Source organism: Roseixanthobacter pseudopolyaromaticivorans (assembly GCF_043195145.2).
Lineage (GTDB): Bacteria > Pseudomonadota > Alphaproteobacteria > Rhizobiales > Xanthobacteraceae > NCEH01.
Genome location: NZ_CM195539.1, coordinates 4,271,955 through 4,295,000, shown reverse-complemented (window position 1 = coordinate 4,295,000; position 23,046 = coordinate 4,271,955). Strand labels below are relative to the sequence as shown.

The following is a 23,046-nucleotide window of genomic DNA, read 5'->3' as shown; positions in this document are numbered from 1 at the left end:
GCTCGACGGCTATCGCCGTTGCCTCACCGCCCCCGATGCACAAAGCGGCGACCCCCTTCTTCATCCCGCGCCGCTCCAGCGCGTGCAGCAAGGTGACGATGAGGCGCGCACCCGTGGCACCGATGGGATGCCCGAGAGCGCAAGCCCCGCCGTTCACGTTGAGCTTTTCGCGTGGAATGGAGAGATCGCGCTGTGCGGCCATGGCGACGGCGGCGAAGGCTTCGTTGATCTCGAACAGGTCCACGTCATCAACGGCCCAGCCCGTCTTCGCAAGCAGTTTGCGAATGGCAGGAATTGGCGCCGTGGTGAACCAAGCGGGATCCTGAGAGTGTGTGGCGTGGGCCTTGATCTCCGCAAGGATCGGCAGGCCCTCGCGCTCGGCGATCGAGCGCCGGGTCAGGATTAAAGCTGCCGCCCCATCGGCGTTGGCGGACGAGCTCGCGGCGGTGATGGTGCCGTCCGGCCGGAAGGCCGGCTTCAAGCCGGGAATCTTCTCGGGCGAAACCTTCAGCGGGTTCTCGTCATCGGCGACCAGGAGGTCGCCCGCTTTGGCCTTGAGCACATAGGGGGCGATCTCCGCCTTGAAGTCGCCATCGGCAATGGCGCGCCGGGCGCGGGTCAAGGTCTCCACCGCATAGGCATCCTGGTCGTCGCGTGTGAATTGATAGGCCTGCGCGGTTGCCTCACCGAAATCGCCCATGGGTCGGCCGCCTTCATAGGCATCTTCCAGCCCGTCGAGCAGCATGTGATCGAGCACCTGGGCATGGCCGGCGCGATAGCCCGCGCGCGCCTTCGGGAGCAGATAGGGCGCGTTCGACATGGATTCCATGCCGCCCGAGACCACGATCTCCGTCGATCCGGCGGCGATCAGATCATGTGCCAGCATGGTCGCCTTCATGCCCGAGCCGCACACTTTGTTGACGGTGGTCGCGCCGGTCGAATCCGGCAGGCCACCGCCGCGCGCCGCCTGGCGGGCCGGAGCCTGGCCCTGACCCGCGGGCAGCACGCAGCCCATCAGCACCTCATCGATGCGGTCGGCTGAAAGGCCGGACCTTTCGAGGGCGGCGCGGATGACATGCGCGCCGAGCTGCGGCGCCTGGGCGGGCGCGAGCGCGCCCAGGAAACGGCCGAGCGGCGTGCGCACGGCGGCAACGATGACGATGGGATCAGTAAGCGCTGGCATGATGCTGCCTCCGTTGCGAAACGAGGTCCTACTCGGCGGGAACCGGGGCGGGCACGGTGTCCGCGCTCCGGCGTTTGAGGGTGACGAGCAACGCGGCCGCGATCAGGCACAGGGCCCCCGCGATGAAGAAGGCCGGCAGATAGCTGGAGAGCACGGTGCGCGAGAGGCCGGCGCCGAACGCTGCGGTCGCCGCCCCGATCTGGTGGCCGGCGAAGATCCAGCCGAACACGAGGTTCGCCTTGTCCCGCCCGAAGCGCTCGACGGTGAGCTTCACCGTCGGCGGCACGGTCGCCACCCAATCGAGCCCGTAGAACACGGCGAAGATCGAGAGGCCGTAGAAGGTGAAGTCGGAGAACGGCAGATACAGCAGGGAAAGGCCCCGCAGGCCGTAATACCAGGCGAGCAGCCAGCGGTTGTCATAGCGGTCCGACAGCCAGCCGGACCCGACTGTGCCGATGAAATCGAAGACGCCGATCACAGCGAGGATTCCGGCGGCGCTCACCTCCGGCACGCCGAAATCCGCGCACAAGGGAATGAGGTGGGTCTGGATCAGGCCGTTGGTACTGGCCCCGCAAATGAAGAAGGTGGCGAACAACACCCAGAACACGCGGGTTTTCGCGGCGGAACGCAGGGCATCCACCGCCGCCACGGCCACCGATTGGGGCGGGGTCACGAGGGTCAAGGCGGGGGCCTTGTCACCATAAGCCACAAGGCCGAGGTCGGAGGGGCGGTCGCGCATCAAGGCGAGGGCTACGACCCCCACGATCGCCAGCATGATGCACAACAGCGCCAGCGCGACCCGCCAGCCGTAATGTTCGGAGAGCATGGCGAGGGCGGGCATGAACACCAATTGCCCGGTGGCGGAGCTTGCCGTCAGCAGGCCGATCACCAGCCCGCGCCGATGGGAGAACCAGCGGGTAGCGACCGTCGCGCCCAGGACCAGAGCGGTCATTCCGGTGCCGAAACCCACCACCACGCCCCAGAGCAGTATCAGTTGCCACACCTGCGTCATGGCCAGCGAAAGCAGAAGGCCGCCGCCGACGAGGCTCAGTGAACACAGGATGATACGCCGCAAGCCGAAGCGATTGAGCAGCGCCGCCGCGAACGGGCCCATGAGGCCGAACAGCAGCAGGCGCACCGCCATGGCGGCGGAAATCTCGGATGTGGACCACCCAAACTCGCGCTGAAGCGGTAGGAGCAATACGCCGGGAGCGCCCACGGCGCCGGCGCCGCTCAGCATGGTTAGGAAGGTGACGCCGGCGACCACCCAGCCGTAATGAATGCCGCGGGCCGCGAGGAAAGCCGCGAGACGGTTTGACAACATCAGATGGGCTCCGCGACGCCGACAGCGGGTCGGAATGGATTAATGATGACAATCGTCATGTTTGAAGATACAGTATGATCATCATAATTAAAGTCAAGCCAAGTGCTCCTCGAGCCGCGCATCCCTGCCGCCCGAGACATGCAAACGAGGGGAGGGGTTTCGCGTGAAGGTTTCCAAGGAAAAGGCGGCCGAACATCGCGCCGCGATCATCCGCGCCGCCTCACGCCTGTTCCGCGAACGTGGGTTCGAGGTGGGCGTCGCGGAGATCACCCGCGCCGCGGGGCTCACCCATGGCGGCTTCTACGGCCATTTCGCCTCAAAGGACGCGCTCGCGGTGGAGGCCTTCGACGCCGCCTTCGCGCGCAGCATGAAGCGGATCGCCGTGCGCGCCGCCCCCGATGGCGGCGGCTTGCCGCGCTATCTGGAATCCTACCTCTCGGCGGCGCATCGCGACGCCCCGCAGGAGGGCTGCCCCATGGCAGCCGTTGCGACCCAAGTCGGTCACCAGGATACCCAGGTGCAGCAAGGCTTCGCCTCGGGCATCGGGGCCTATATCGCCGCCTTCGAGAGCCTCTTGCCGGAGGATGACGGAGGGAAAGGCTCGAACCGTCGGGCGCGGGCCATCCTCATGGTTTCCGCTTTGGTGGGCGGCATGGCGCTCTCCCGCGCGGTCGCGCAAAGCGATGCGGCCCTCTCCGAAGGGATCCTGGAAGACGTGCACGCGCAACTGCTGGCCCTAGCAGAGCCGGAGATCTCCGCCTGAAAGCCGCACCGGCGGGCCTGGAAAGCGGCCTGCCTCAGGCGGCCGCCGCCAGTTCCTCGTCTTCGTCCGTGGTGCCGGCGTCCACATTCTCGCCTTCCCATTTGGCGACCACGGTGGTGGCGATGCCGTTGCCGAGCACATTGGTCGCCGAGCGCCCCATGTCGAGAAACTGATCCACGCCAAGCACCAGCAGCAGGCCGGCCGCCGGCAGGTGGAACATCTCCAGCGTCGCCGCCACCACCACCAGCGAGCCCCGCGGCACGGCGGCCATGCCCTTCGAGGTGATCATCAGCGTCAGCAGCATGATGATCTGCTGGGTGGTGGAAATTTCCATGCCATAGGCCTGGGCGATGAACATCACAGCGAAGGTCGAATACATCATCGACCCGTCGAGATTGAACGAATAGCCGAGAGGCAGCACGAAGCTGACGATCTTCTCGCTCACCGGCACCTTCTCCAGCTGGCGCATCATGCTGGGATAGGCGGCTTCGCTCGATGCGGTGGTGAAGGCCACAACGAACGGCGCGCGCACCAGGCTGACGACGCGCAGCGCGGTTTTGCCGAGGATTGCATAGCCCACCGCCACCATGACCAGCCACAGGATGAACAGGCTGAAATAGAATGAGGCCATGTATCGGCCGTAGCTCAACAGAATGCCCGGCCCATGCTCGGTGACGGTCGCGGCCATGGCGGCGAACACCGCGATGGGGGCCAGCGACATCACATAGCCCGTGATTTTCAGCACCACGTGGGAGGCTTCCTCGATCAGGCCCACGAGCACCTTCGCCTTGTGCCCGGCTGAAGCGGCGGCGAGCCCGAACAGGATCGCGAACACGACGATCTGCAGCACTTCATTGTTGGCGAGCGCGCCGACCGCGCTGTCCGGCACTGCGTGCTTGATGAAATCACGCAGCGAGAAGTTTGCCTCCTGCACGCCTGTGGCCGTGTTCACGGCCGGCAGCGGAATGTTCAGCGCGTGGCCCGGTTGAAGCAGGTTGACCATGATGAGGCCGATGAACAGCGACACCAGCGATGCGGTGATGAACCAGATCATCGCCTTGCCGCCCACCCGGCCGATGGTTTTCATGTCGCCCATGTGCGCGACGCCGGCCACCAGCGAGGTGAATACCAGGGGGCCGATGATCATCTTGATCAGCCGCAGAAAGATCTCGGTGATGAGGGAGATGTGATCGGCGATCTGGCGGGCCGTGTCGGGGTCGGGCCAGAGCATGTGATTGGTGTAGCCAACGACGATGCCCAGCACCATTGCGATGCCGATATAGACCGTGAGTTTGTGCTTCACGTCGCCCCCCAATCCCGGCCGGCGTCCGCGCGCCAGCTGCCCCCCACAGGCCCGCCGAAAGTCGCATTCCCGTTGAATCCTGTCGAGCCGTTTGCACGCCGAATGTGCCCGCGCCCCGCATTGTCCCGGCGGGGGTGGCGAAAATGGCACGCGAGCAATTCCAGAGCTTTAGCTTCATCAAGCGTTAAGCGCGATCGTCCCCTGCGGATGGACGCGCGCCGCCCGCCCCGGTACACTGCACGGGAAAAGGGAGGCGAACGGGCGAGACATTTTGCGGGATGCTCCACGGCGGCCAATGTCGCGAAACATTGCCCCTTGCGCGGCGGCGCTCCGCGGGTCTTGCCTTTCCAGCCTCTTGTTGCTGGGGTGCCTCGCCGCGCCCGCAGCGATGGCCCAGCCGGCCTCCTCCTCCGGGGCGCCGCCCGCCCAGCCTCCTCAAGCTGCCGAGCCAGCGCCAGCGGATAATGCCGCCACTTTCTTCGACCGCGCCATGGCCTGGTTCGATCCCGATCGCGCCAAGGACGCGGCGCCGGCCGCCGATGCGGTGCCCTATAGCGTCACGTTCGACGTCACGGGCGATGCCGCCCTTCGCTCCAACGTGTCGGACGCTTCCAATCTGGAATCCCTGAAGCGCAACGCCCCTTCCGGCGCCGCCGGCCTGGTGCGGCGGGCGCTGGCGGATCGGGACCGGATCATCGCCGCCCTCTATGCGGAGGGCTATTATGCCGGCACGGTGACCATCCTCGTGGCCGGTCGGCCGCCCGACGCGCCGGACGTGTTCGCCGCCGTGGATGCGGCGCGCGCCGCAGGCCCCGTGCCGGTGGTGGTGAAGGTGGCCACGGGCCCGCGCTTCACCTTCGGCACCATATCGGTGCTGGACGCGGCAACCCGGCGCCCCCTCGCCGAAGCCCCGCCGCCGCGCCGCCTGCGCCTGATCGCGGGCGAACCCGCGCGCTCCACCGCGGTGCTCGGCGCCGAGGGGACCATCGTCGCGAGCCTGCGCGACAGCGCCCATCCCTTTGCCAAGGTGGTGGACAAGGATGTGGTGGCGGACCATGCCGGCCATACGCTGAACGTGACCTTCCTGGTCGCGCCGGGGCCGGTTGCGAGCTTCGGGCCGTTCACCGTGTCCGGCACCAAGACGCTGAAGCCGGAGTTCGTGTCGGAGCGCATCGAGATCCGCCCCGGAGAGCCGTTCTCGCCCGAGCGCCTCGCAGCGCTGCGCAAGCGGCTGCTGACCTTCGAGATCATCGGCGGCGTACGCTTCAAGGAGGCGGATCGCCTCAACGCGCAAGGCCAATTGCCCATCGAGGTGGAGATCAGCGAGCGCGACCCGCGCTATGTCGGTTTCAGCGCCAAATATTCCAACACCGACGGTTCGGCGGCCAACGTCTTCTGGGGCCACCGCAATCTGTTCGGCGGCGGCGAGACGCTGCGGCTCGACGGGCAGGTGTCCTGGTTCGGCAAGGAGCCGGATTCCGTCCCCAATGCCGACCCCTTCGGCTACCGCTTCGCCGCGACCTTCATGAAACCCGGCATTATCACGCCGAACGACGATCTCGTGGCCCAGGCGGCGATCCTGCGGGAAGTGACCAACGCCTATGTGCGGCAGGGCGAGACTTTCGTCGGTGGCATCCGCCATCGTTTCGACGATACGCTAAACGTGCAGGTGGGCGTGGACCTCGAGCAGTCGCAGGTGCAAAACGCCATCAACCTGCGCGACTACACCATCGTCGGCGTGCCGGTCGAAGCCAATTACGACACCACGGATTCGCTGCTCGACGCCTCGCGCGGCATCCGCGCCAGCGCCACCATCGAGCCGTTCGCCATGTTCGGCCAGTCCGGCGCCGGCCCCATGCTGATGAAGGGCTCCATCGCCGCCTACCATGCCCTCGACGAGGACAAGCGCTATATCCTCGCCGGCCGGGTCCAGGCCGGCTCCATCGTCGGCGCGGATTTCTACGACGCGCCGCCCCAGCGGCTGTTCTATGTGGGCGGCGGCGGCACGCTGCGCGGCTATGATTATCAGTCGGCCAGCCCGCGCGATGCGTTCGGCGATATCGTCGGCGGCCTCAGCTTCTTCGCCGCCTCGGTGGAGGCGCGCATCCGCGTCACCGATACCATCGGCATCGTGCCGTTCCTCGACATGGGTGCGGCCTTCGCCTCCGAGACGCCGGACTTCGGGGAGCTGCAATATGGCTACGGCATCGGCCTTCGCTATTATACCGCCATCGGCCCGATCCGCCTCGATCTGGCCTTCCCCGTGAATCCGCAGGTGGCCGGCACCCATTACGGCCTCTACGTCAGCCTGGGGCAGTCCTTCTGATGGCGATCTTCTCCCGCATCCTCAGAGGCCTCGCGCTGGCCGTGGCGGTCGTGCTGGTCGCAGGGGTGGCGTTCGCCCTGCTGGCCTTCGGCATCGTCCAGACCCCGCCCGGCAAGGCCTTCCTCGCCCGCTTCGCCTCCGAGCTTGCCTCCGCCAACGGGCTGCGCGTGACACTCACCGGCCTGACTGGATTCGTGCCCGGCGACATCGCGCTCGCGCGGGTGGAACTGGCCGATCCGAAGGGCAATTTCCTTGAGCTGGAGGACCTGCGGCTGCGCTGGTCGCCGCTCGCGCTGCTGTCGGGAACGGTGGATGTCGCGCTCGTGCAGGCGGCGCGGGTGAACGTGCTGCGGGCGCCCGATCTTCCCCCGCCCGCCACGCCGGCGGCGCCGTCGGGTCCGGGGGGCGGCATGGCCTTGCGCGTGATCGTGGACCGCCTTGCGCTCGACCGGATCGATCTCGCCGAGCCGGTTCTGGGCCGCAAGGCGCAATTGCAGTTCGAAGGTGGCTTGCGCCTGATGGAGCCCGCAAAGGGCATTTCGCTCAAGTTCGATCTGGAGCGGCGCGACGAGCCGGGCTCGGTGGCCGGCACCATCCGCTATGTGCCCGACGGCCGCACGCTCGACCTCGACCTGACCGCCCGCGAGCCGGCGGGCGGCCTCGTCGCCCGCATGGCGGCCCTCGAAGGCCTGCCGCCGCTGGATGCGCAGGTGAAGGGGGCCGGGCCGCTCGAAAAATGGAGCGGAACCCTCAACGCCACCGCCGGTTCGGTGCTGCGGCTGGACGGCACCGCCGATATCGTGGCGCAGGGCACCTCCCATCTCGCCACGCTCGCGATCACGGGCGATCTGCAAAAGGCGCTGCCGGCCAATGTTGCGCCCCTGTTCGCGGGCCGCACGGCGCTTGCCGCCACGGTGCTCGTCGATCCGGCGCTGACCGTCTCGATCCGCCGATTCACGCTCGCTTCCGCCGGGCTGGCCGCATCCGTGGGCGGCACGCTGCAGACCGCCGAGGGGACAGCGGATCTGAATTTTTCCGCCACCGCCGGAAATGCGGCCGCATTTTCCGCTCTGCTTCCCGGCATCGGTTGGGACGCGCTGAAGGCGGACGGCACGGTGAGCGGGCCGCTCGCGGCGCCCCGCGCCAGGGTCACCGCCTCCGCACAGGGCCTGACCGGCGCGGGCTATGGCGCGCAAACCCTCACCCTCACAGCCCGTACCACCGACGATGGAGCGGGGGGACTGACCTTCCGCGCCGACGCGACGGCGGATGGCTTGTCCGCCGCCGATCCCGCCGTCGCCAAGGCGCTCGGCCCGCGCGGCACGCTCGCGCTTTCCGGCGTGCTGCCGAACGCCGGCGCGCCCGAAGTGCGCGACCTCGCGGTGGCGCTAAACGGCCTCGACCTGAAATTCACCGGCCGCGCGGGCGCCGACATGATCGACGGCACGGTGCGCATGCCGCGTCTCGATCTTGCCGCCCTCGCCCCGCTCGCGCATCAGCCGCTGCGTGGCGTGATCGCCCTCGATGCCGAGGTGAAGCGCGCGGGGCCGCGCGGGACCATCGCTCTGAAGCTGAACGGCTCGTCCCGTGACGTGGAGACGGGCATGGCCGCCGTGGACGGTCTCGTGGGCGGCGCGGCGCAGGTGGCGGGCGGCCTCTCCTATGCGGGGGATGGCGCGCTCACGGTGCAGGACCTCAAGCTGGATGCCCCCGGCCTCGCCCTTGCGGTGAACGGGAAGGTGGATCGCCGCGCGGCGGACCTCATCGGCGAAGTGGCGCTGCGCGACCTGTCGCGCCTGGATTCCCGGCTCGAAGGCGCAGCCAACGGGCGCGCGGCCTTCTCCGGCACGCTCGATGCGCTCAATGTGACTGCGCGCCTGGCGGTGGATCAGGGCAAGGCCATGGGCCAGCCGATCTCCGGCCTCACATTGGATGCGGACCTGAAGGATCTCACCGGCCGGATCGGCGGCAATGCCCGGCTCGCCGGCCAGGTGGGCGGCAAGCCGGCGCGCGGTTCGGCGACCCTCGCCACCGGTGCCGATGGCAGCCGCGCCTTGAGCGGCCTTGATTTCGCGGTCGGCTCCGTGAGCGCCCAAGGCGCGCTGACCGCCGCCGCGAGCGGCCTTCTGACCGGGCAGGTTTCGTTCTCCGCCGGAAATCTTGCGGACGTTTCCGCCTTCGCCCTCACCGAGCTTGCCGGCCGCGCGGAGGGCACTGTCGTGCTCGACGAGATGGCGGGCACCCAGCGCATCGCCTTGCGGGCGGATCTCGACAATGTCCTGGCGGCCGGGCAGCGGGTGCAGGGCGCCCGCATCGACCTGTCCATCGCCGACCCGCGCGCCGGCACCGGCGCGCTGCGCGGAACGGTAGACGCCACCGGCATTTCCGCCGGCTCGCTCCAGGTCTCGCGGGCGCGCATCGTTGCCAGCGAGGCCGGCGGCGGCACCGCATTGACGTTGAACGCCGATGCCCAGGGCGCCACCATCACCGCCGGTGGGCAGCTGACCGCCTCGGCGCAGGAACAGGCGTTCCGCCTCGATACGCTGCGCATCATCCGCACCGGCACCAATGTCACGCTCTCCGCGCCCGCCACGCTGACGGTCCGCGGCGGCACGGTGGCGGTGGATCGCTTCGCGCTCGCCACGGGCGGGGGAAGCGTTGCGGTGCAAGGCAGCGCGGGCGATACGCTCGACCTTACAGTCGATATCCGCGCCTTGCCCCTGGCGCTGGCTGCGCTGGCCGACCCCGCGCTGAACCTTTCCGGCACGCTGAACGGCAGCGCGCGCATCACCGGCCCTGCCACAGCCCCCACGGGGCGCTATGACCTTGCCGTGCTGCGGGCCACCAGCCCGGACATCACGCGCGCCGGCGCCGGCCCGTTCGATTTGCGGGCGAACGGAACGCTCGACGGCGGCAGCGTGCGCATCGCATCCACCATTTCCGGGCCCGCGCTCTCCGGTGTTGCCATCAATGGCACCGTGCCGTTCCAGGGCAATGGGCTGGATCTTTCCATGCGCGGGAACATCTCGCTCGCCATCGCCAACGCGGTTCTCGCCACCTCCGGGGCCCGCGCGACCGGCACCGCGACGGTGGACGCCAATGTGCGCGGCAGCTTGGCCGATCCGCGCGCGGGCGGCACCGTGCGCATCGCCGGCGGGCGCTACGAGGATGCGGTGAGCGGGGTGACGCTGGACAAGATCCAGGCCGTGATCACCGGCACTGACCGGTCGGTCACGCTCTCCTCCTTCCAGGCGGCGACGCTCAACGGCGGGTCGATCCGAGGCAATGGCAATGTGACGCTTGATGCCCGCGCCGGCTTCCCCGGCCGGCTCGACCTGACGTTGAACAATGCGGGGCTGGTGAACAGCGAGATCGTGCGCTTCGTCGCCGACGGGCAAATCGCCATCGGCGGCGCGTTTGCCACCCGGCCGACCATCGGCGGCCAGATCAATGTGCGGGCGCTGGATATCAATATTCCCGACCGTCTGCCGGGCGGGGCGCGGGCGCTGAACGTGAAGCATGTGAACGTGCCGCCGGGCAAGACCTTCACGCAGCCCCCCGCGCCGCCGCGCCGGCCGGCTGGCCAGGGGCAGGGCGCCCGGCCCGGTGCCTTTCTGGCGAGCCTGGACCTCAGCGTGAACGCGCCCAACCGGGTGTTCGTGCGCGGCATGGGTGTGGATGCGGAACTCTCCGGCACGCTGAATGTACGCGGCACCAGCGCGGCGCCGGTGACGGTGGGCGGATTCGAGCTGTTGCGCGGGCGCTTCGACATCGTGGGTCGGCGTCTGGATTTCACCCGCGGCCGGCTGACCTTCAACGGCACCACCGATCCGGACCTCGATTTCATCGCCGAGAGCACCGCCAATGATGTGACCGCGCGCGTCACCATTTCCGGCCGGGCCTCGCAGCCGGAGATCACGTTCTCCTCCACCCCGACCCTGCCGCAGGACGAGGTGGTGGCGCGCCTGCTGTTCGGCCGTTCCGCCGGCCAGCTCAGCGCGGGGCAGGCTTTGCAGGTGGCGCAGACGGTGGCGACGCTTTCGGGAAGCGGCAATGCCGCGCTGTCCAGCCTGCGCCGCTCGCTCGGGGTGGACAGCGTGGATGTTGGCACGAACGCCGCCGGCACGGGCGGCCAGTTCGGCATCGGCAAGCGCTTGAACGACCGGATCTATCTGGGCGTGCGGCAGGGCACCACCTCGGGCTCCAGCGCCGCCACGGTGGATATCGACATCACCCGCAACATCCGCCTGCAGGGGGCGACGGGGGCGGATGGCGGCACCGAAGTGGGCATCGGCGCCCAATGGGATTATTAGCGAATGTCCCGCAAGCGACGGTCCTGGGCGCGTGTGCCGTCAAAATGTTTCACGTGAAATAATGGCTTAGAGAAGACGAACAGCGGTTTTGTGCGCCTTCTCCATGCCTTTCCGGCGGATGAAACCGGCATTTCGGGCGAATGTTCGGACCAATGAATCCGAACGCGCGGGAAGGCATGCGGCGCGCTTGCGCGGCAGGTCCGGACCTTCGATCGAAGCTGGAGGAGCGCCCACGGCGCGAAGCGCCGGCGCCGGCCGATGGCGCTCAGCTGGCCATGTTTCCGCGAACCGCCCGAGGCGATGCGCGCGCCTGCGCTTGAGGCGGCGCGCCGGGATTTCGATCGCGCGGGCCCCTGCGCCCGCGCTTTTTCGCAGTCAGGCAGCCCGGCGGTCGTGGTTCGCGAATACGGGGGCACTCGGGGTGGGCGCGGGCAGAGCGAGGCGTTCCGCCGGGGCCTGATGGGGCCGCAGCAGGCGCGCCAATGTTTCCGGCACCTCGTCGCCGAAGACGTGCACGTGCACCTCTTCCGCGTTCATGCGGCGGGCGGCCCGTCGCGCCGGTTCACCCGCCGGGCCGGCCCACATGGCAATGGGACCCGCCGGCGTGCGCCGCGCGACGATGGCGAGCGCGTCCGGATAGTCCGGCACCGCATCGGCGTCGTAGATGGAAAAGATGTGGCGTTGCCCGTCCGCGTCGCGCCAGAATCGATAGCGCGGGCCCAAAGGACCACCCGTCAGCCCGGAGAGCCGGCCGGCATCGAACAAGGGGATAAGGAGCGAATCAGTCGCGTTCATGAGAACGAAACTAGAACAGCCCGAATCCGCGATCAAGAGTTTTCCACAGGGCCGAATTATGGGGATAAATCGTCCGCCCCGGCGGCCGCGCTGCGGTCGATCTTCGGGGCGTTCGGGCCAAGCTCCTGCAATCCCTCTTCGAGCAGGCGATCGGAGGCGGTTTCGATCACCTCCTGCATGCGTTTGAGGAACACGCCGCGCGGCAATCCCGTGGGGATAACCGGCAAAATCTCCACCCGCACCGTGCCCGGGCGGCGGATCATCTGGTTGCGCGGCCAGAACAGGCCAGAATTGAGCGCGATCGGCAGGCAGGGCGCTTTCAGGGTCGTATAGAGGTGGGCGACGCCGAATTTATAGGCCGGGGGCGCGCCGGGCGGGCGACGCGTGCCTTCGGGGAAAATCAGGATCTGGCGGCCCTCGCCGATCTTCTCCAGCGCCGCGTCGGTCATGCCCCGCAGCGCCGAGGAGCCCGCGCTCCGGTCGATGGGGACCATCTCGGCCTTGGCGAGGAACCAGCCGAACAGCGGCATCGACATCAGCTCACGCTTCAGGATGAACACCGGATCGGCGAACAGCGGCAGCAAAGCGATGGTTTCCCACGCCGACTGATGCTTGGCGACCACCAGGAGCGGGCCTTCGGGAATGTTCTCCCGGCCGGTGATCTCCACCTTCATGCCCACCACCACGCGCAGCAGCAGCATGACGATGCGGACCCACAGCATGATGAAGCGGTCCCACAACACCCGCCGGGGGAGAATGGCCATCAGCGGCAGGAGCAGAAGCATGACGATGATTGTGATGCCGTAAAACAGCACCTGAAACAGGATGGACCGCAGAACAATCACGCTTCGTCCCCTGGCCCCGTCGTGCGTGCCTTTCGGCGGATCAGCGATTGGCCGAAACCTGCGCGGGCGCGGGCGGCGGCGAATCGAGGGGCGCAACCGCCTGAGCCGGGCGGATCTTGGCCTTCGCCATCATGTACTTCAAATATTCCTTCACGAGGAGCTTCACCATCTGCGGATCGCTCCACCATCCCCGTTCGCTCATGCGGTCGCTCACCACGGGATAGGCGACCAGCTCCACATCCGGCAGGGCGCGCGAGAGCTCGAACAAGGCGCGCGGCATGTGCCAGGTGGAAGTGACCACCATGAGCGAGCGGAAGCGCTTGGCCCGCGCCCATTCCGCGGCCTCGATGGCATTGCCCCAGGTGTTGAGCGCCTTGTGGCCGAGATCGACGCAGCATTCCAGCAGGGCTTCGCTCACCGGCAGCGCGCGCCGCAGTTCGCCGGGCGAGGTGCTGCGGTTCACGCCCGTGATGAGCAGCCGCTTGCCGTGCCCCTCCGCGAGCAATTGCACGCCGTCCGACACGCGCGACTGGCCGCCGGTCAGCACCACGATGGCATCCACCGGCTTCAGCGCGACAGGCTCCCGAGCGGCGATGCGGGCGGTGAACAGAAAGAAGCCCCCGGCAAGGGTCAAAGTGGCGCTGCCGATCAGCAGGCCGATCGCGAGCAGCGCCATGCGGCGCCGCGAGCGCCGCCGCCTGCCCTGGGCAGCCGGGCCGATGCTGGAGTCTGGCGCTGCTTCAGAAGCCATCATCAGCGCAGCATGTCTGTGGAATAAGGCGTGGGCGAGGAGAAATTTTGAGCCGCCTCACTGGATCGTCCTCAACGTCCGGTAAACGGTCATGCGCGAGGTCAAGGCGGTGACGCCCGCGACCAGCAGCACCAGCACCGCGATTCCGGCGAATCCCAGCAGGCCGGGATAGAGCCAGGTGAGGATGGAGGGATTCTCCGGATCGCCGCCGAAGCCGAGGCGCGGCAGGCTGGCGATGGCCAGGAACACGGCGCTGGCGCACAGGCCGCCCAGCAGCCCGCCCTGGGTGCCGATCTTCAGGAAATGGCGCTGGAACTGGGCGGCGATGAAGCCGTCGCGGGCGCCGACGAAATGCAGCACCTCCACGATGGTGCGGTTGGTCGCCACCGCCGCGCGGGTGGCGAACACCACCGACAGCACGGTGGCGATGGCCACCAGCACCAGCAGGCCGATGCCGGTCGCCATCACGCCTTCGGCCATGGAGCCGAGCCGCCGCGACCAGGAGCGGTGGTCGTCGAGGCTGGCGGTGGGGATCTTGTCGGTGAGCGTGCGCCGCAGGCGCGCGAGGTCCGCCGTCTGGCTCGGATCCAGCCGCAGCACGATGATGCGCGGCACCGGAAGGTCGGAAAAATCGAGCCCGGTGCCGAGCCAGGGTTCCAGCAGCCGCCCCGTCTCGTCCTGGCTCAGCACATGGACCTCGCCGATGCCGGGGGTGCGCTGGGCGATCTCGGTGGCAACCTTCACCTGGGCATCCACCGCCGCCGGGTCGCCGGCGCGGATCTGGATCGTCACCTCGCGGGCCACGTCACTGCGCCAGGTTTCCGCCGTCGCCCGCACCGCCATGACGGTGCCGAGCGTGAGGCTCGCCAGGAACGTCATGATCGCCACCACCGCCACCAGCGCGCGGCCGGCAACGGTGGCGCGCGGCACGATGGAGCCCTGCGCCTTGCGGCTCGCCTTCCTGCGGGCTGGGGCGGGTGGGGTTTTCGCCTCCTTCTCGGCGGGCTGCGGGCTATTCATAGACATAGAGCCGCCCGTCCGCGATCACGAGGCGCCGCGCGTCGAACTGGTCCATCAGCGCGATGTCGTGGGTGGCCAGCAGCACCGAGGTGCCGGATTTGTTCAATTCCACGAACAGACGCAGCAGGCGGCGCGCCAAGGTGGGGTCCACATTGCCCGTGGGTTCGTCGGCCAGCAGGAATTCGGGCCGGCCGATCAGCGCGCGGGCGATGGCGGCGCGCTGCTTCTCCCCGCCCGAGAGCACGGGGGGCAGCACGTTCATACGGTCGCCGAGGCCGACCCAGTGCATCAATTCCGTCACTTCGGCGCGGTAGCTGGTCTCCTCCTTGCCGAGCACGCGCAGCGGCAGGGCGACGTTCTCGTAGGTGGTGAGATGGTCCAGCAGGCGGAAATCCTGGAACACGATGCCGATGCGCCGGCGCAGCACCGCCACCTCGTCGGGATCGAGCGAGGATACGTCGCGCCCGAACAGGGTGATGAGCCCCCGCGTCGGCTTCAGCGAAAGGAACAGCAGGCGCATCAAAGTGGTCTTGCCGGCGCCCGACGGCCCGGTGAGGAACTGAAACGAATTGGGCTCGATGCCGAAGGTCACATCCTTCAGCACTTCCGGACCCATGCCGTATCTCAGGCCGACATTCTCGAAGCGGACCAAAGCCCCCACCTTAAGCGAATCGGACGTCTTGCGCCCGCCAACCATAGACCGTGCCGGCGGGCGAGGCGAAAGGCCCCGCCGCATCCGGCGCTTGCAGGCCGAGTCTGGACGCTTGCCCGCGCCCGGTCCATGCTCGCACGAAATGAGAGGAACCATGTCGCTCCCTACGGTTAAAGTTCTGTTCGATGAGAACCGCATCGCCGCCCGCAATCGTGAGCTGGCGTTCGAAATCGCCGCCCTGGAACCGGAAAAGCTGCTGGTGGTGGCGGTGCTGAAGGGCTCGTTCATGTTCGCGGCGGATCTGCTGCGGGCGCTGCATGGCTCCGGCCTGACGCCGGAAATGGAATTCGTGCACCTCTCCTCCTATCGCGAGGCGACCGTCTCCTCCGGCCAGGTGCAGATCCTGCGCGATGTGGAAAGCGACGTGCGCGGGCGCGACGTGCTGCTGGTGGACGACATTCTGGAATCCGGCCGCACCCTGGCGTTCGCGAAGGACCTGCTTGTTGCGCGCGGCGCGCGGCGCGTGCTGGTGTGCGTGCTGCTCGAGAAGCCCGGCAAGCGGGCGGTGCAGATCGAAGCGGATTTCGTCGGCTTCGAGAGCCCGGATGTGTTCGTGGTGGGCTACGGCATGGATGTCGCCCACGCGTTCCGCCAATTGCCGTTCATTGGCCATATCGAGGGCTTGGAATGATCGCTTCGCCTTCGCCCGCCGACAGCGAGGGGGTGCGCAAGTTCGATCCCGCGCGGGCCGGCGAATACCAGGCCCAGAGCCGGATCGCGCTCGCGGGCTATGACGCCTGCCACGAATTGTCCGCCTGCATGCTGGCGGCCGCCATCGGCACGGGCGGGGCGGCGCACATTCTGGTGGCGGGCGCGGGCGGCGGGGCGCAGGAGGTGCTGAGCGCCGGCGCGCTGGAGCCGCACTGGCGCTTCACCGCCATCGACCCCTCCGCGCCCATGCTGGAGCTGGCGGTGGCGCAGGTGCTGCGCGCCGGCCTTGCCGAGCGGACCACCTTCCGCCTCGCTCTGGTGTCCGATTTGCCGCCCGAACCGCAGTTCGACGGGGCGACCTTGATCGGGGTGCTGCACCATCTGCCGGGCCGGGAGGCGAAGCGCGCGATCCTGGCCGACCTCGCGCTGCGGCTGAAACCGGGGGCGCCGCTGATCCTCGCCGGCAACCGCTTCGCTTATGCCGAGCATCCCTTGCTGCTGAAGGCCTGGGGCGAGCGCTGGCGCATGCATGGCGCATCCGCGCTCGAGGTGGAGGCGAAGCTCGGCAAGATCCTCCAGGGGGCTGATCCGCCGCATTCGGAAAGCGAAGTGGCGCAGCTGCTGGACGAAGCCGGGTTCGAACCGCCGACCTTCTTCTTCTCCAGCCTGTTCTGGGCCGCCAGCCTCTCGCGCCGCAAGATGTGAGCCACCCCGCGCAACGCGTCGGGGACTTGCGGAACGGCACTCCTCCCTCACCCGTCCGCTGCGCGGCCGACCTCTCCTCGTGGGGGAGAGGTGAAGGGGCGGCTCAGCTCGGGACGTGAACGGCGAATCCGGGAAGATTCGACCTCTCCCCGGCGGGGAGAGGGCTGGGGTGAGGGGGCAAGCGACCTCCCCTCAGGCGCGGGTTAGAAATTCTCCAGCAGCCGCTCGATATAGTCGAGTTCGAGCTGCGGCCGGTTGGTCTGCTCCAGGCGGCGGCGCAATTCCTCCAGCACCTGGCGGGCGCGCTGGACATCCACCTCCTCGGGCACTTTCACGGAATAATCGTCGCCATAATCCTGGCTGCGCAGCGGCCGGCCCATGGGGTCGGTGCGCTGGGCGCCCTGGCCGGACGGGCCACCGGGGCCCTGGCCGTTGGGATTGGACTGCTGGCCTTCCGCCATGGCCTGGGCGCCCTGGCGCAGGGCCTGGAGCGCGCGGCCCTGGGAATCCAGCGCGCCCTGGGCATTGCCCTCGCCGAGCGCGCGCTCGGCATCGCGCATGGCCTGTTCGGCCCGGCCGAAGGCGCGGCCCGCGCGGCCAGCGGCGCTCTCGCCGCCCTGGCCTTCGCCCGCCTGCCCCTGGCCCTGGCCTTGTCCCTGACCTTCGGCCTGATCCTGCCCCTCGCCTTCGCCCTGTCCCTGGCCGCGCTGCTGCTCCATGCGGCGCATCTCGTCGAGCATCTGGCCGAGGCGGCGGCGCAGGCCCTCCTGGCCTTCCTGAAGCGGGCCGAAGGCGCCGTTCTCGCCCTCCTGCCCCTGTTCGCCGCCTTGCTGCCCTTGCTGTCCCTGGCCCTGCTGCTGGCGCTGCTTATAGGTGCGGTCGCGCAGGCGCTGCTGCTCCTGGATCATATTGCCCAGCTCGCTCTGGCCCTGCTGCCCCTGCTGGCCGGCTTGGCGATTGCCCGGCTTGAGATTGTCCATCATGGCCTGCAGCTCATCGAGAAGCTGCTTGGCGGCATCCTTTGCGCCGCTGCGGGCAAGGTTCTCGATGCGGTCCAGCATGCGCTGGAGGTCCTGCGGGCGGATGACGCGGCTGTTCTGGTCGAGCGGGCGGGCATCGGCATTGCCGTTGCGCTGCGCTTCCTCGGCGAGCTGGCGCATCATCTTGTCCATGGCGGCGCGCAGATCCTGCGTGAGGCGCTTGATTTCCTCATCGCTGGCGCCACGCTCCAGGGCATCGCGCAGGGCCTGCTGGGCGTCGCGCAATTCCTTCTGAGCGGCGCTGAGATCGCCGTCCTCTATGGCGAGCGCCATGTCCCACAGATAATCCACCACGCCGCGCAGATCATCGTCCGAGCGGGCATTGTGCAGCCGCCAATAGGCGCTGCGCAGGCCGAGATATTGCCCCGGCTCGATGCCGAACTGGTCTGGCGCAAGCGCCAGGGCGGAGAGAATATCCTGCACCCGCCGGCTGGCGCCCGCATCGAGCGCGAGATGCTGGCGCTCCTCGATCAGCGCGCGGGCGAGCGGCTTGGTGAAGGTGCGGGCGGGCAGGCGGAAGGTCTTGGTCTCGCTCTCGCCCGTGTTGCCGGCTTCGTCCGTCACCTTCAGCGTCAGGCGCACCAGGGCGCCGGCCCAGGGATGGGCCACCAGGTCCTTCTGGGTCTGCGCCGCGCCGGTCTTGCTGCCGGCGCCGGGCAAGGCGAGGTCGAAATCGGGCGCCTCCACCAGGGGCTTTGCCGCCACCGGGGCGGGCGCGCCGGGACGCGGGAAGAAGGGCGGAGGCGGCGGCGCGGCCTGGAACACGGCGCGCGCGGACTTGGCGCCGTAATCGTCCTCGATGCGATAGGCGAGCACCAGCTGGTTGCGCTGGCCGCCCTGGGGGTCCTTGGCGAAGGTAATGGTCGGCTTGGCGTCCGGCAGCGCCGTGAACTTCCACGTCACGCTGCGCCGGTCCGGCCCGGCGAGCGAAACGGTGCCCGCCTGGCTGATCTCGAACCGCCGTTCCGGCGGCGGGGCCGCCGGGCCCTCGGGTGGCCGCTGCGCGGCGTCCTCCTGCGGCTTCAGTTCGGCGATGCCGCCTTCGGTCTTGAGCGCGGAGGCATCGAGCCCGACGGCGCGCACCACCAGCACGCTGCCGGCGGGCACCGAAAGGGCGGCGGCCTGGAAGGTCGTGGGATCGTCCGAACGCAGGCCGGGCAGCACCACCGGCGGGCGGCCGGTATAGGCCGGCGGGTCCACCCAGGCATCCAGGCGATAGGGCGTGCGGATGACGGCGCCGGACCAGTCGAAGGCGCTTTCGATGCGGCTCCAGCGCTCGCCGCCGGCGAGGAAGAAGGTGGCGAACAGCGCCAGCACCGCCAGGGCCCGGAGCGCGCGGGGATCACGCGCGGCAAGCCCCGGCGCCGGCAGGCCGGCCTTGAGATTGCGTGCGGCCGCCAGCGTCTTCGCCACATGGGCGCGCCACAAGGCGGCGCTGATGGGATCGTCGGCGCGGGTGGCGAGGGCATCGGAAATGGCAGTTGCCGGGCGATGCGCGAGATGGCTCTCGCGGTCGAGGCGGGAGAGCGCCTCCTCGCGGCGCGGCCAGCGCATGCGAACGAGCGGATACAGGCTGGCCAGGAACGCGAGGGCGAACAGCGCGAAGCCGACCATGCGCACCAGCGGTGGCACGACCAGCCAGAAGCCCGCCCAGGACACGGCGAGGAACGCGGCGAGCACGACCAGGGCTGTGGCGATCACCGGCCAAGCCCGTTCCCAGGCCAGCACCCTGCGGGCGCGCATCACCGCGCGATCAAGAAACGCCGTCGCGTTGCCGTCCGCCTCGGGTCGCGCGGGTCCGCGCGGCTTCTTCACTTCCGGTGTCCCGCTCACGCGACCTCCGAACACCAGCCCCAAAGAACGGAGCTTAGCACGGCTGTCGGTCCTGGCCAGCGTGAGCGCCGCGCTCGGTGCTCACGTCTCGTTCAGATCGCGGGCCGGCGCGGCACGATGGGGCGAAAGGCCCGCAATCGCTCAGAAGCCCCGCCGTGCGGGCCGCGTCGCCGCGGTGGTGGAGACGATGCGCCGCACCGCCTCGGCCCGGCTGAAGAACGGTCCTTCCAACGGGGCGCCTTCCGGCGACATCACCCACCAGCCCGCCTGCGCCTGCGGCGTGTGGCGAAAGCGCGGATGGGAGAAGGGGAGGCTGCCGGCCGGCGGCTGCACGGGGCGGGGATGCATGGCTCACATCCCCCAATAATAGGGCGCGCGATAATAATCGTGCACGCGGGTTTCATAATCGCGGTCCCAGGTCGGCTGGTCCTCGACGCCATAGGTCGGGGCGCCTTCCATCTGCGTGCGGCTGAGGTTTACCACATAGCCGCCCTGGACCGGGTCGTAATCCAGCGTGGACCAGGGCAAGGGATGGTATTTCTCGCCGATGCCCAGGAAACCGCCGAACGACATCACCGCATAGGCCACCTGGCCGGAGCGCTTGTCGAGCATGAGATCATGGATCGAGCCCAGATGGTCGCCCGCCGGATTGTAGACCGCCGTGCCGGAGACCTTGTCGCCGGCGATCAGCGAAGTGGTTTCGTCGCGAATGTCCATGACATTCTCCTTGAAGACATTTCTCCATTATGAAACGTCCTGCGCCCGCCAATGTTCCGCTGCGGCTTGCGCGCGTGGTGCAAGTCACGACAAGAAAAACCCGGCGTCACAGCGCCGGGTTCTTCATTTCATCGCAAAAGAAAGCGTTGGTCAGCCGACCCAATAGCCCTGCAGGCCGTAATGACCGTGCAGACGCTGCTCGGCGGCGCGACGGGTGTCGAAATCCTGCTCGTCGGGCCAGGGCGGGGCGTCCTGCAATTGGGCGATCGTCACGCCGGTGACATAGCCGCCCTGGCGCGTATCGTATTTCAACGCCGCCCAGGGGACGGGATGATGGTCGCCGCCAAGGCCCAGCACCGCGCCGAAGGTCAGCACTGCATAGGCCACCTTGCCGCTGCGCTTGTCGATCATCACATCGCTGATGAACCCGATGTGCTCGCCCTCGGTATTGTAGACGTCGGTGCCGCTCACCTTGCTGGTGGAGATCAACGACGTGGTTTCCTGCCGCGTGTCCATGGAGCTCTCCTCTCGGATATCTTCCCCAAGGAACACCGCAGCCGGCGCCGGAGTTCCGCTTCCCCTCACGCGATGCGGGACACGTGATTGTCAAAACGCGGGCCGCCGGTGTGGCGGGCGAGGATGCGGGGCGCGCGATCCTCCACCGCGATCAGGATCACCTCGCCATAGCCGCTGGTGGCCAGGAACCGTCCGGCTTCGGCGGTGGGGGCAAGGCCGCAGCCGTCCGGGAACGGCACGAAGCCGAGATAGCGTCCCGTGCGCTCCCAGAATGCCACCCGCCCGCCACGCGGGCTCGCCGCCGCCGCGATCCGCCCCGAGGCATCGAGCGCCACCGAGCCGATATAGCCGCGCAGGCCCATCCAGGCCTCGTCCGGCGCCTCGTAGGCGGTGAGGCCCCGCCCTTCGTCAATGGCGAAGAGGAGCGGCTTGCTGGAGGGCACCAGGGAGATTTCCTGCGCCGCCACCACCGCGCCCGCCGCATCGCGCGCCAGATGGCGCAGCGAGAGCGAGGCGAGATCGCCGCCGGGCGCGAACACGGCGCGCGCGCTGCCGTCCGGGCCGAGGAGGGCGAGATTGGCGCCGGTCTCCTCGCAGCCCACGGCGGCCGGCGTGCCCGGCTCCACGCCGCCATTGGCGATGATGAGGCTGTCGCCCATGTGCAGCATGTCGTGTGGGCCGGGGCCGCGGGTGGGCCATTCGGCGACGATTTCGAAATGCCCCGCGATGCTGCGCAGGGCGAGCGTGCCCTGGTCGCTCGCGGGGTCGATCTCCACCGTGAGGAAGCCGGTGCCGTCGGGTGTGAAGCGGCCGTGGCCGGAAAACACGCGGTCCCCGCCGGGGGCGAAGCGCGCGATCTCCTTGCCGGCCGCGCGGTCGAGCACCAGCGCCACCTTGCCGGGCCGCCGGCCCACCGCCACGGCGAGCGGGCCGTGGGCGGCGGGCTCGATGGCGTGCAGGCGGGCGGGGCTCAGGGCAAGCGGGTCGGCGTCCAAGGCGCTGTCGAGGGCGAGCGGGGCAAATCCCCCCTCCACCTGCCCGGTGGCGAGCCAGCCTCGCGCCAGGGACTCCGCGAGGGTCCGCGCCTGCGCGGGCGAAAGATCTTGCGCGTGGGACAGCTCATGGGCACGGGCGAGGTCGAGGCGGGAGGCGGCGGCGAGCGCGCCGGCGCCCAGCAGCAAAGCGCGGCGGGAGATCATGGCTCAATCCCCATCCAGCGCATTGAAGCCGAGCGGCACGCCGAGCTTCGCCGCGAGCGGGTCCACCACCGCTTTTTGCGCCGCTTTCACCTCGGTGACCGCGCTTTCCAGCAGCTTGCGGCGCTTGGGATCCGCGGCGGCGGCGCCGAGATCGGCGGGCAGGGCATCCACCGCCTTTTGCGCGGCGGCGAAGCGGGCGAGCACTTGGCTTTTCGCCGGCTCCTGAAAGTCGGCGGCAAGGAGGGTGCCGAGCGCATTGGCGCTTCTGACCATCTGCTGGAGAACGGCCGCCTCGCGGCCCGAGCGGCGGCCTTCGCCCGCCTGGGGCTTGGCTTCCTCCAGCGATTTGCCGAGCACGGCGATGAGGCCCTGGTCCACCACGCGCTGATAGGCGCCGGCGAGATCGGTGAGGATCAGGCTCGGCACCTGGGCGGGATCGGGCAGGAACACCTTGTCGCCGGTGCCGCTCTTCACCTCCGCCAGCAGGCCGGAGGTCTCGCTGCCCCAGCCAGTGCGGATCTCCTTGGCGATGGTGGCGAGATTGAGCGCGATGGCCGCGCCCAACTGGCAGCGCCGGGCCGCCTGCGGGCCGCTGACCAGATCCTGCGCCGCGTTCGGCTCGAACAGCACGCGCTCCAGCGCTGGCAGGCCCTGCACGGCGGCGCTCAGGCGGGGGAAACGGTCCGTCTGGAGGCGGCTGTCGTCAGGGTCGGCCAGCAACTCGGGGATCGAGCGGGAGACCGCGTTACGCTTGTCCGGAAACAGGTTGAAGCGGTCCGCGCGCAGCGCCAGGATCACCGGGCCGAAGGTGATGAAGCTCACCTGCGCCCAGGCATCCCCGGTCGCGCGGAAATCGCTGACGAGGGTCGCGACGCCCTCCGCCGCGGGCTTGGCGCAGAAGGCGCGCCAGTCTTCCTCCTGCCGAGCGGTTGCGGCGGCGAGCGCGTCATAGCGCGGCAGCAGCCAGGTTTCGATCACAGGCATGGCATTGGGCGCCGCGCCGGCGGGCACGCTGGCGCCGAGCACGCCTATGGCGGACATGAGGGTTCC

General features: G+C 68.9%; 19 protein-coding genes (1 of these 19 cut by a window edge). 5 read left to right on the top strand and 14 right to left on the bottom strand.

Annotated features, from left to right (window positions below):
- On the bottom strand, positions 1 to 1,183 hold the 5' portion of the coding sequence (locus V5F68_RS20110; protein ID WP_394015791.1) for an acetyl-CoA C-acyltransferase. 11 nt of this gene lie to the left of the window's left edge; 1,183 of the gene's 1,194 nt are visible here — the first part of the coding sequence; the start codon lies at positions 1,181 to 1,183; the stop codon falls past the left edge of the window.
- A gap of 28 nt (positions 1,184 to 1,211) precedes the next feature.
- Positions 1,212 to 2,507, bottom strand: a complete 1,296-nt coding sequence (locus tag V5F68_RS20105) for an MFS transporter (protein WP_394015792.1) — start codon at positions 2,505 to 2,507, stop codon at positions 1,212 to 1,214.
- A 163-nt stretch (positions 2,508 to 2,670) separates the two neighbouring features.
- Between V5F68_RS20105 and V5F68_RS20100 the strand changes: the two genes are divergently transcribed.
- Positions 2,671 to 3,270, top strand: a complete 600-nt coding sequence (locus V5F68_RS20100; protein WP_394015793.1) for a TetR/AcrR family transcriptional regulator — start codon at positions 2,671 to 2,673, stop codon at positions 3,268 to 3,270.
- Between the two features lie 34 nt (positions 3,271 to 3,304).
- Here V5F68_RS20100 and V5F68_RS20095 read toward each other — a convergent pair whose 3' ends face one another.
- Positions 3,305 to 4,573: a dicarboxylate/amino acid:cation symporter gene (locus V5F68_RS20095; RefSeq protein WP_394015795.1), complete on the bottom strand. Its 1,269-nt coding sequence runs from the start codon at positions 4,571 to 4,573 to the stop codon at positions 3,305 to 3,307.
- Positions 4,574 to 4,961: 388 nt separating this feature from the next.
- On the opposite strand from V5F68_RS20095, the gene V5F68_RS20090 reads away from it, so the two are divergent.
- Both V5F68_RS20090 and V5F68_RS20085 read left to right on the top strand, forming a co-directional pair.
- Positions 4,962 to 6,899 carry an autotransporter assembly complex protein TamA gene (locus V5F68_RS20090; protein ID WP_394015796.1) on the top strand — a complete coding sequence of 646 codons (1,938 nt, stop codon included), beginning with the start codon at positions 4,962 to 4,964 and terminating at the stop codon, positions 6,897 to 6,899.
- Positions 6,899 to 11,212 (top strand): translocation/assembly module TamB domain-containing protein, encoded by a 4,314-nt coding sequence (locus V5F68_RS20085; RefSeq protein WP_394015797.1) that lies wholly within the window; start codon positions 6,899 to 6,901, stop codon positions 11,210 to 11,212. Before V5F68_RS20090 ends, V5F68_RS20085 begins: the two co-directional genes overlap by 1 nt.
- 375 nt (positions 11,213 to 11,587) lie before the next feature.
- Here the strand turns inward: V5F68_RS20085 and V5F68_RS20080 are convergent, their stop codons facing one another.
- The 5 genes from V5F68_RS20080 to ftsE all read right to left on the bottom strand — a co-directional run bounded on the left by V5F68_RS20080 (position 11,588) and on the right by ftsE (position 15,275).
- Positions 11,588 to 12,007 (bottom strand): hypothetical protein, encoded by a 420-nt coding sequence (locus V5F68_RS20080; protein WP_394015798.1) that lies wholly within the window; start codon positions 12,005 to 12,007, stop codon positions 11,588 to 11,590.
- Positions 12,008 to 12,063: 56 nt separating this feature from the next.
- The gene (locus V5F68_RS20075; RefSeq protein WP_394015799.1) at positions 12,064 to 12,852 is read right to left on the bottom strand and encodes a lysophospholipid acyltransferase family protein; all 789 of its coding nucleotides are present in this window, start codon (positions 12,850 to 12,852) and stop codon (positions 12,064 to 12,066) included.
- A 40-nt stretch (positions 12,853 to 12,892) separates the two neighbouring features.
- Positions 12,893 to 13,528, bottom strand: a complete 636-nt coding sequence (locus V5F68_RS20070; protein ID WP_394015800.1) for a YdcF family protein — start codon at positions 13,526 to 13,528, stop codon at positions 12,893 to 12,895.
- A 132-nt stretch (positions 13,529 to 13,660) separates the two neighbouring features.
- Positions 13,661 to 14,629 carry a cell division protein FtsX gene (locus V5F68_RS20065; protein ID WP_394015801.1) on the bottom strand — a complete coding sequence of 323 codons (969 nt, stop codon included), beginning with the start codon at positions 14,627 to 14,629 and terminating at the stop codon, positions 13,661 to 13,663.
- Positions 14,616 to 15,275, bottom strand: a complete 660-nt coding sequence (gene ftsE, locus V5F68_RS20060) for a cell division ATP-binding protein FtsE (RefSeq protein WP_348844549.1) — start codon at positions 15,273 to 15,275, stop codon at positions 14,616 to 14,618. Before ftsE ends, V5F68_RS20065 begins: the two co-directional genes overlap by 14 nt.
- 154 nt (positions 15,276 to 15,429) lie before the next feature.
- Here ftsE and hpt point away from each other — a divergent pair, with 154 nt between their 5' ends.
- Entirely contained in the window at positions 15,430 to 15,966 is a 537-nt protein-coding gene (gene hpt, locus V5F68_RS20055) for a hypoxanthine phosphoribosyltransferase (RefSeq protein WP_348843723.1), read from the top strand.
- Complete coding sequence (locus V5F68_RS20050; RefSeq protein ID WP_394015802.1) at positions 15,963 to 16,691, top strand: SAM-dependent methyltransferase; 729 nt, start codon at positions 15,963 to 15,965, stop codon at positions 16,689 to 16,691. Before hpt ends, V5F68_RS20050 begins: the two co-directional genes overlap by 4 nt.
- 203 nt (positions 16,692 to 16,894) lie before the next feature.
- Here the strand turns inward: V5F68_RS20050 and V5F68_RS20045 are convergent, their stop codons facing one another.
- From V5F68_RS20045 to V5F68_RS20020, 6 genes are all read right to left on the bottom strand, one after another.
- The gene (locus tag V5F68_RS20045; protein ID WP_394015803.1) at positions 16,895 to 19,564 is read right to left on the bottom strand and encodes a TIGR02302 family protein; all 2,670 of its coding nucleotides are present in this window, start codon (positions 19,562 to 19,564) and stop codon (positions 16,895 to 16,897) included.
- A gap of 141 nt (positions 19,565 to 19,705) precedes the next feature.
- On the bottom strand, positions 19,706 to 19,912 hold the full coding sequence (locus V5F68_RS20040) for a hypothetical protein (protein ID WP_394015804.1): 207 nt from the start codon (positions 19,910 to 19,912) through the stop codon (positions 19,706 to 19,708).
- 3 nt (positions 19,913 to 19,915) lie between these two features.
- The gene (locus V5F68_RS20035) at positions 19,916 to 20,281 is read right to left on the bottom strand and encodes a PRC-barrel domain-containing protein (protein ID WP_394015806.1); all 366 of its coding nucleotides are present in this window, start codon (positions 20,279 to 20,281) and stop codon (positions 19,916 to 19,918) included.
- A gap of 150 nt (positions 20,282 to 20,431) precedes the next feature.
- Complete coding sequence (locus V5F68_RS20030) at positions 20,432 to 20,797, bottom strand: PRC-barrel domain-containing protein (protein WP_348843728.1); 366 nt, start codon at positions 20,795 to 20,797, stop codon at positions 20,432 to 20,434.
- Between the two features lie 65 nt (positions 20,798 to 20,862).
- Positions 20,863 to 21,996, bottom strand: coding sequence for a DUF1513 domain-containing protein (locus V5F68_RS20025; protein ID WP_394015807.1), 1,134 nt, complete (start codon positions 21,994 to 21,996; stop codon positions 20,863 to 20,865).
- A 3-nt stretch (positions 21,997 to 21,999) separates the two neighbouring features.
- A complete protein-coding gene (locus V5F68_RS20020; protein WP_394015808.1) occupies positions 22,000 to 23,037 on the bottom strand; it encodes an imelysin family protein in 1,038 nt (345 codons plus the stop codon).
- Positions 23,038 to 23,046: the final 9 nt, after the last annotated feature.

What these genes read in the sequence shown, in the direction of transcription:
- V5F68_RS20105 (WP_394015792.1), bottom strand. Translation starts at nt 2,507, where the DNA reads ATGTTGTCAAACCGTCTCGCGGCTTTCCTCGCGGCCCGCGGCATTCAT.
- V5F68_RS20090 (WP_394015796.1), top strand. Translation starts at nt 4,962, where the DNA reads ATGGCCCAGCCGGCCTCCTCCTCCGGGGCGCCGCCCGCCCAGCCTCCT.
- V5F68_RS20085 (WP_394015797.1), top strand. Translation starts at nt 6,899, where the DNA reads ATGGCGATCTTCTCCCGCATCCTCAGAGGCCTCGCGCTGGCCGTGGCG.
- V5F68_RS20080 (WP_394015798.1), bottom strand. Translation starts at nt 12,007, where the DNA reads ATGAACGCGACTGATTCGCTCCTTATCCCCTTGTTCGATGCCGGCCGG.
- V5F68_RS20070 (WP_394015800.1), bottom strand. Translation starts at nt 13,528, where the DNA reads ATGGCGCTGCTCGCGATCGGCCTGCTGATCGGCAGCGCCACTTTGACC.
- V5F68_RS20065 (WP_394015801.1), bottom strand. Translation starts at nt 14,629, where the DNA reads ATGTCTATGAATAGCCCGCAGCCCGCCGAGAAGGAGGCGAAAACCCCA.
- hpt (WP_348843723.1), top strand. Translation starts at nt 15,430, where the DNA reads ATGTCGCTCCCTACGGTTAAAGTTCTGTTCGATGAGAACCGCATCGCC.
- V5F68_RS20050 (WP_394015802.1), top strand. Translation starts at nt 15,963, where the DNA reads ATGATCGCTTCGCCTTCGCCCGCCGACAGCGAGGGGGTGCGCAAGTTC.
- V5F68_RS20040 (WP_394015804.1), bottom strand. Translation starts at nt 19,912, where the DNA reads ATGCATCCCCGCCCCGTGCAGCCGCCGGCCGGCAGCCTCCCCTTCTCC.
- V5F68_RS20035 (WP_394015806.1), bottom strand. Translation starts at nt 20,281, where the DNA reads ATGGACATTCGCGACGAAACCACTTCGCTGATCGCCGGCGACAAGGTC.
- V5F68_RS20030 (WP_348843728.1), bottom strand. Translation starts at nt 20,797, where the DNA reads ATGGACACGCGGCAGGAAACCACGTCGTTGATCTCCACCAGCAAGGTG.
- V5F68_RS20025 (WP_394015807.1), bottom strand. Translation starts at nt 21,996, where the DNA reads ATGATCTCCCGCCGCGCTTTGCTGCTGGGCGCCGGCGCGCTCGCCGCC.
- V5F68_RS20020 (WP_394015808.1), bottom strand. Translation starts at nt 23,037, where the DNA reads ATGTCCGCCATAGGCGTGCTCGGCGCCAGCGTGCCCGCCGGCGCGGCG.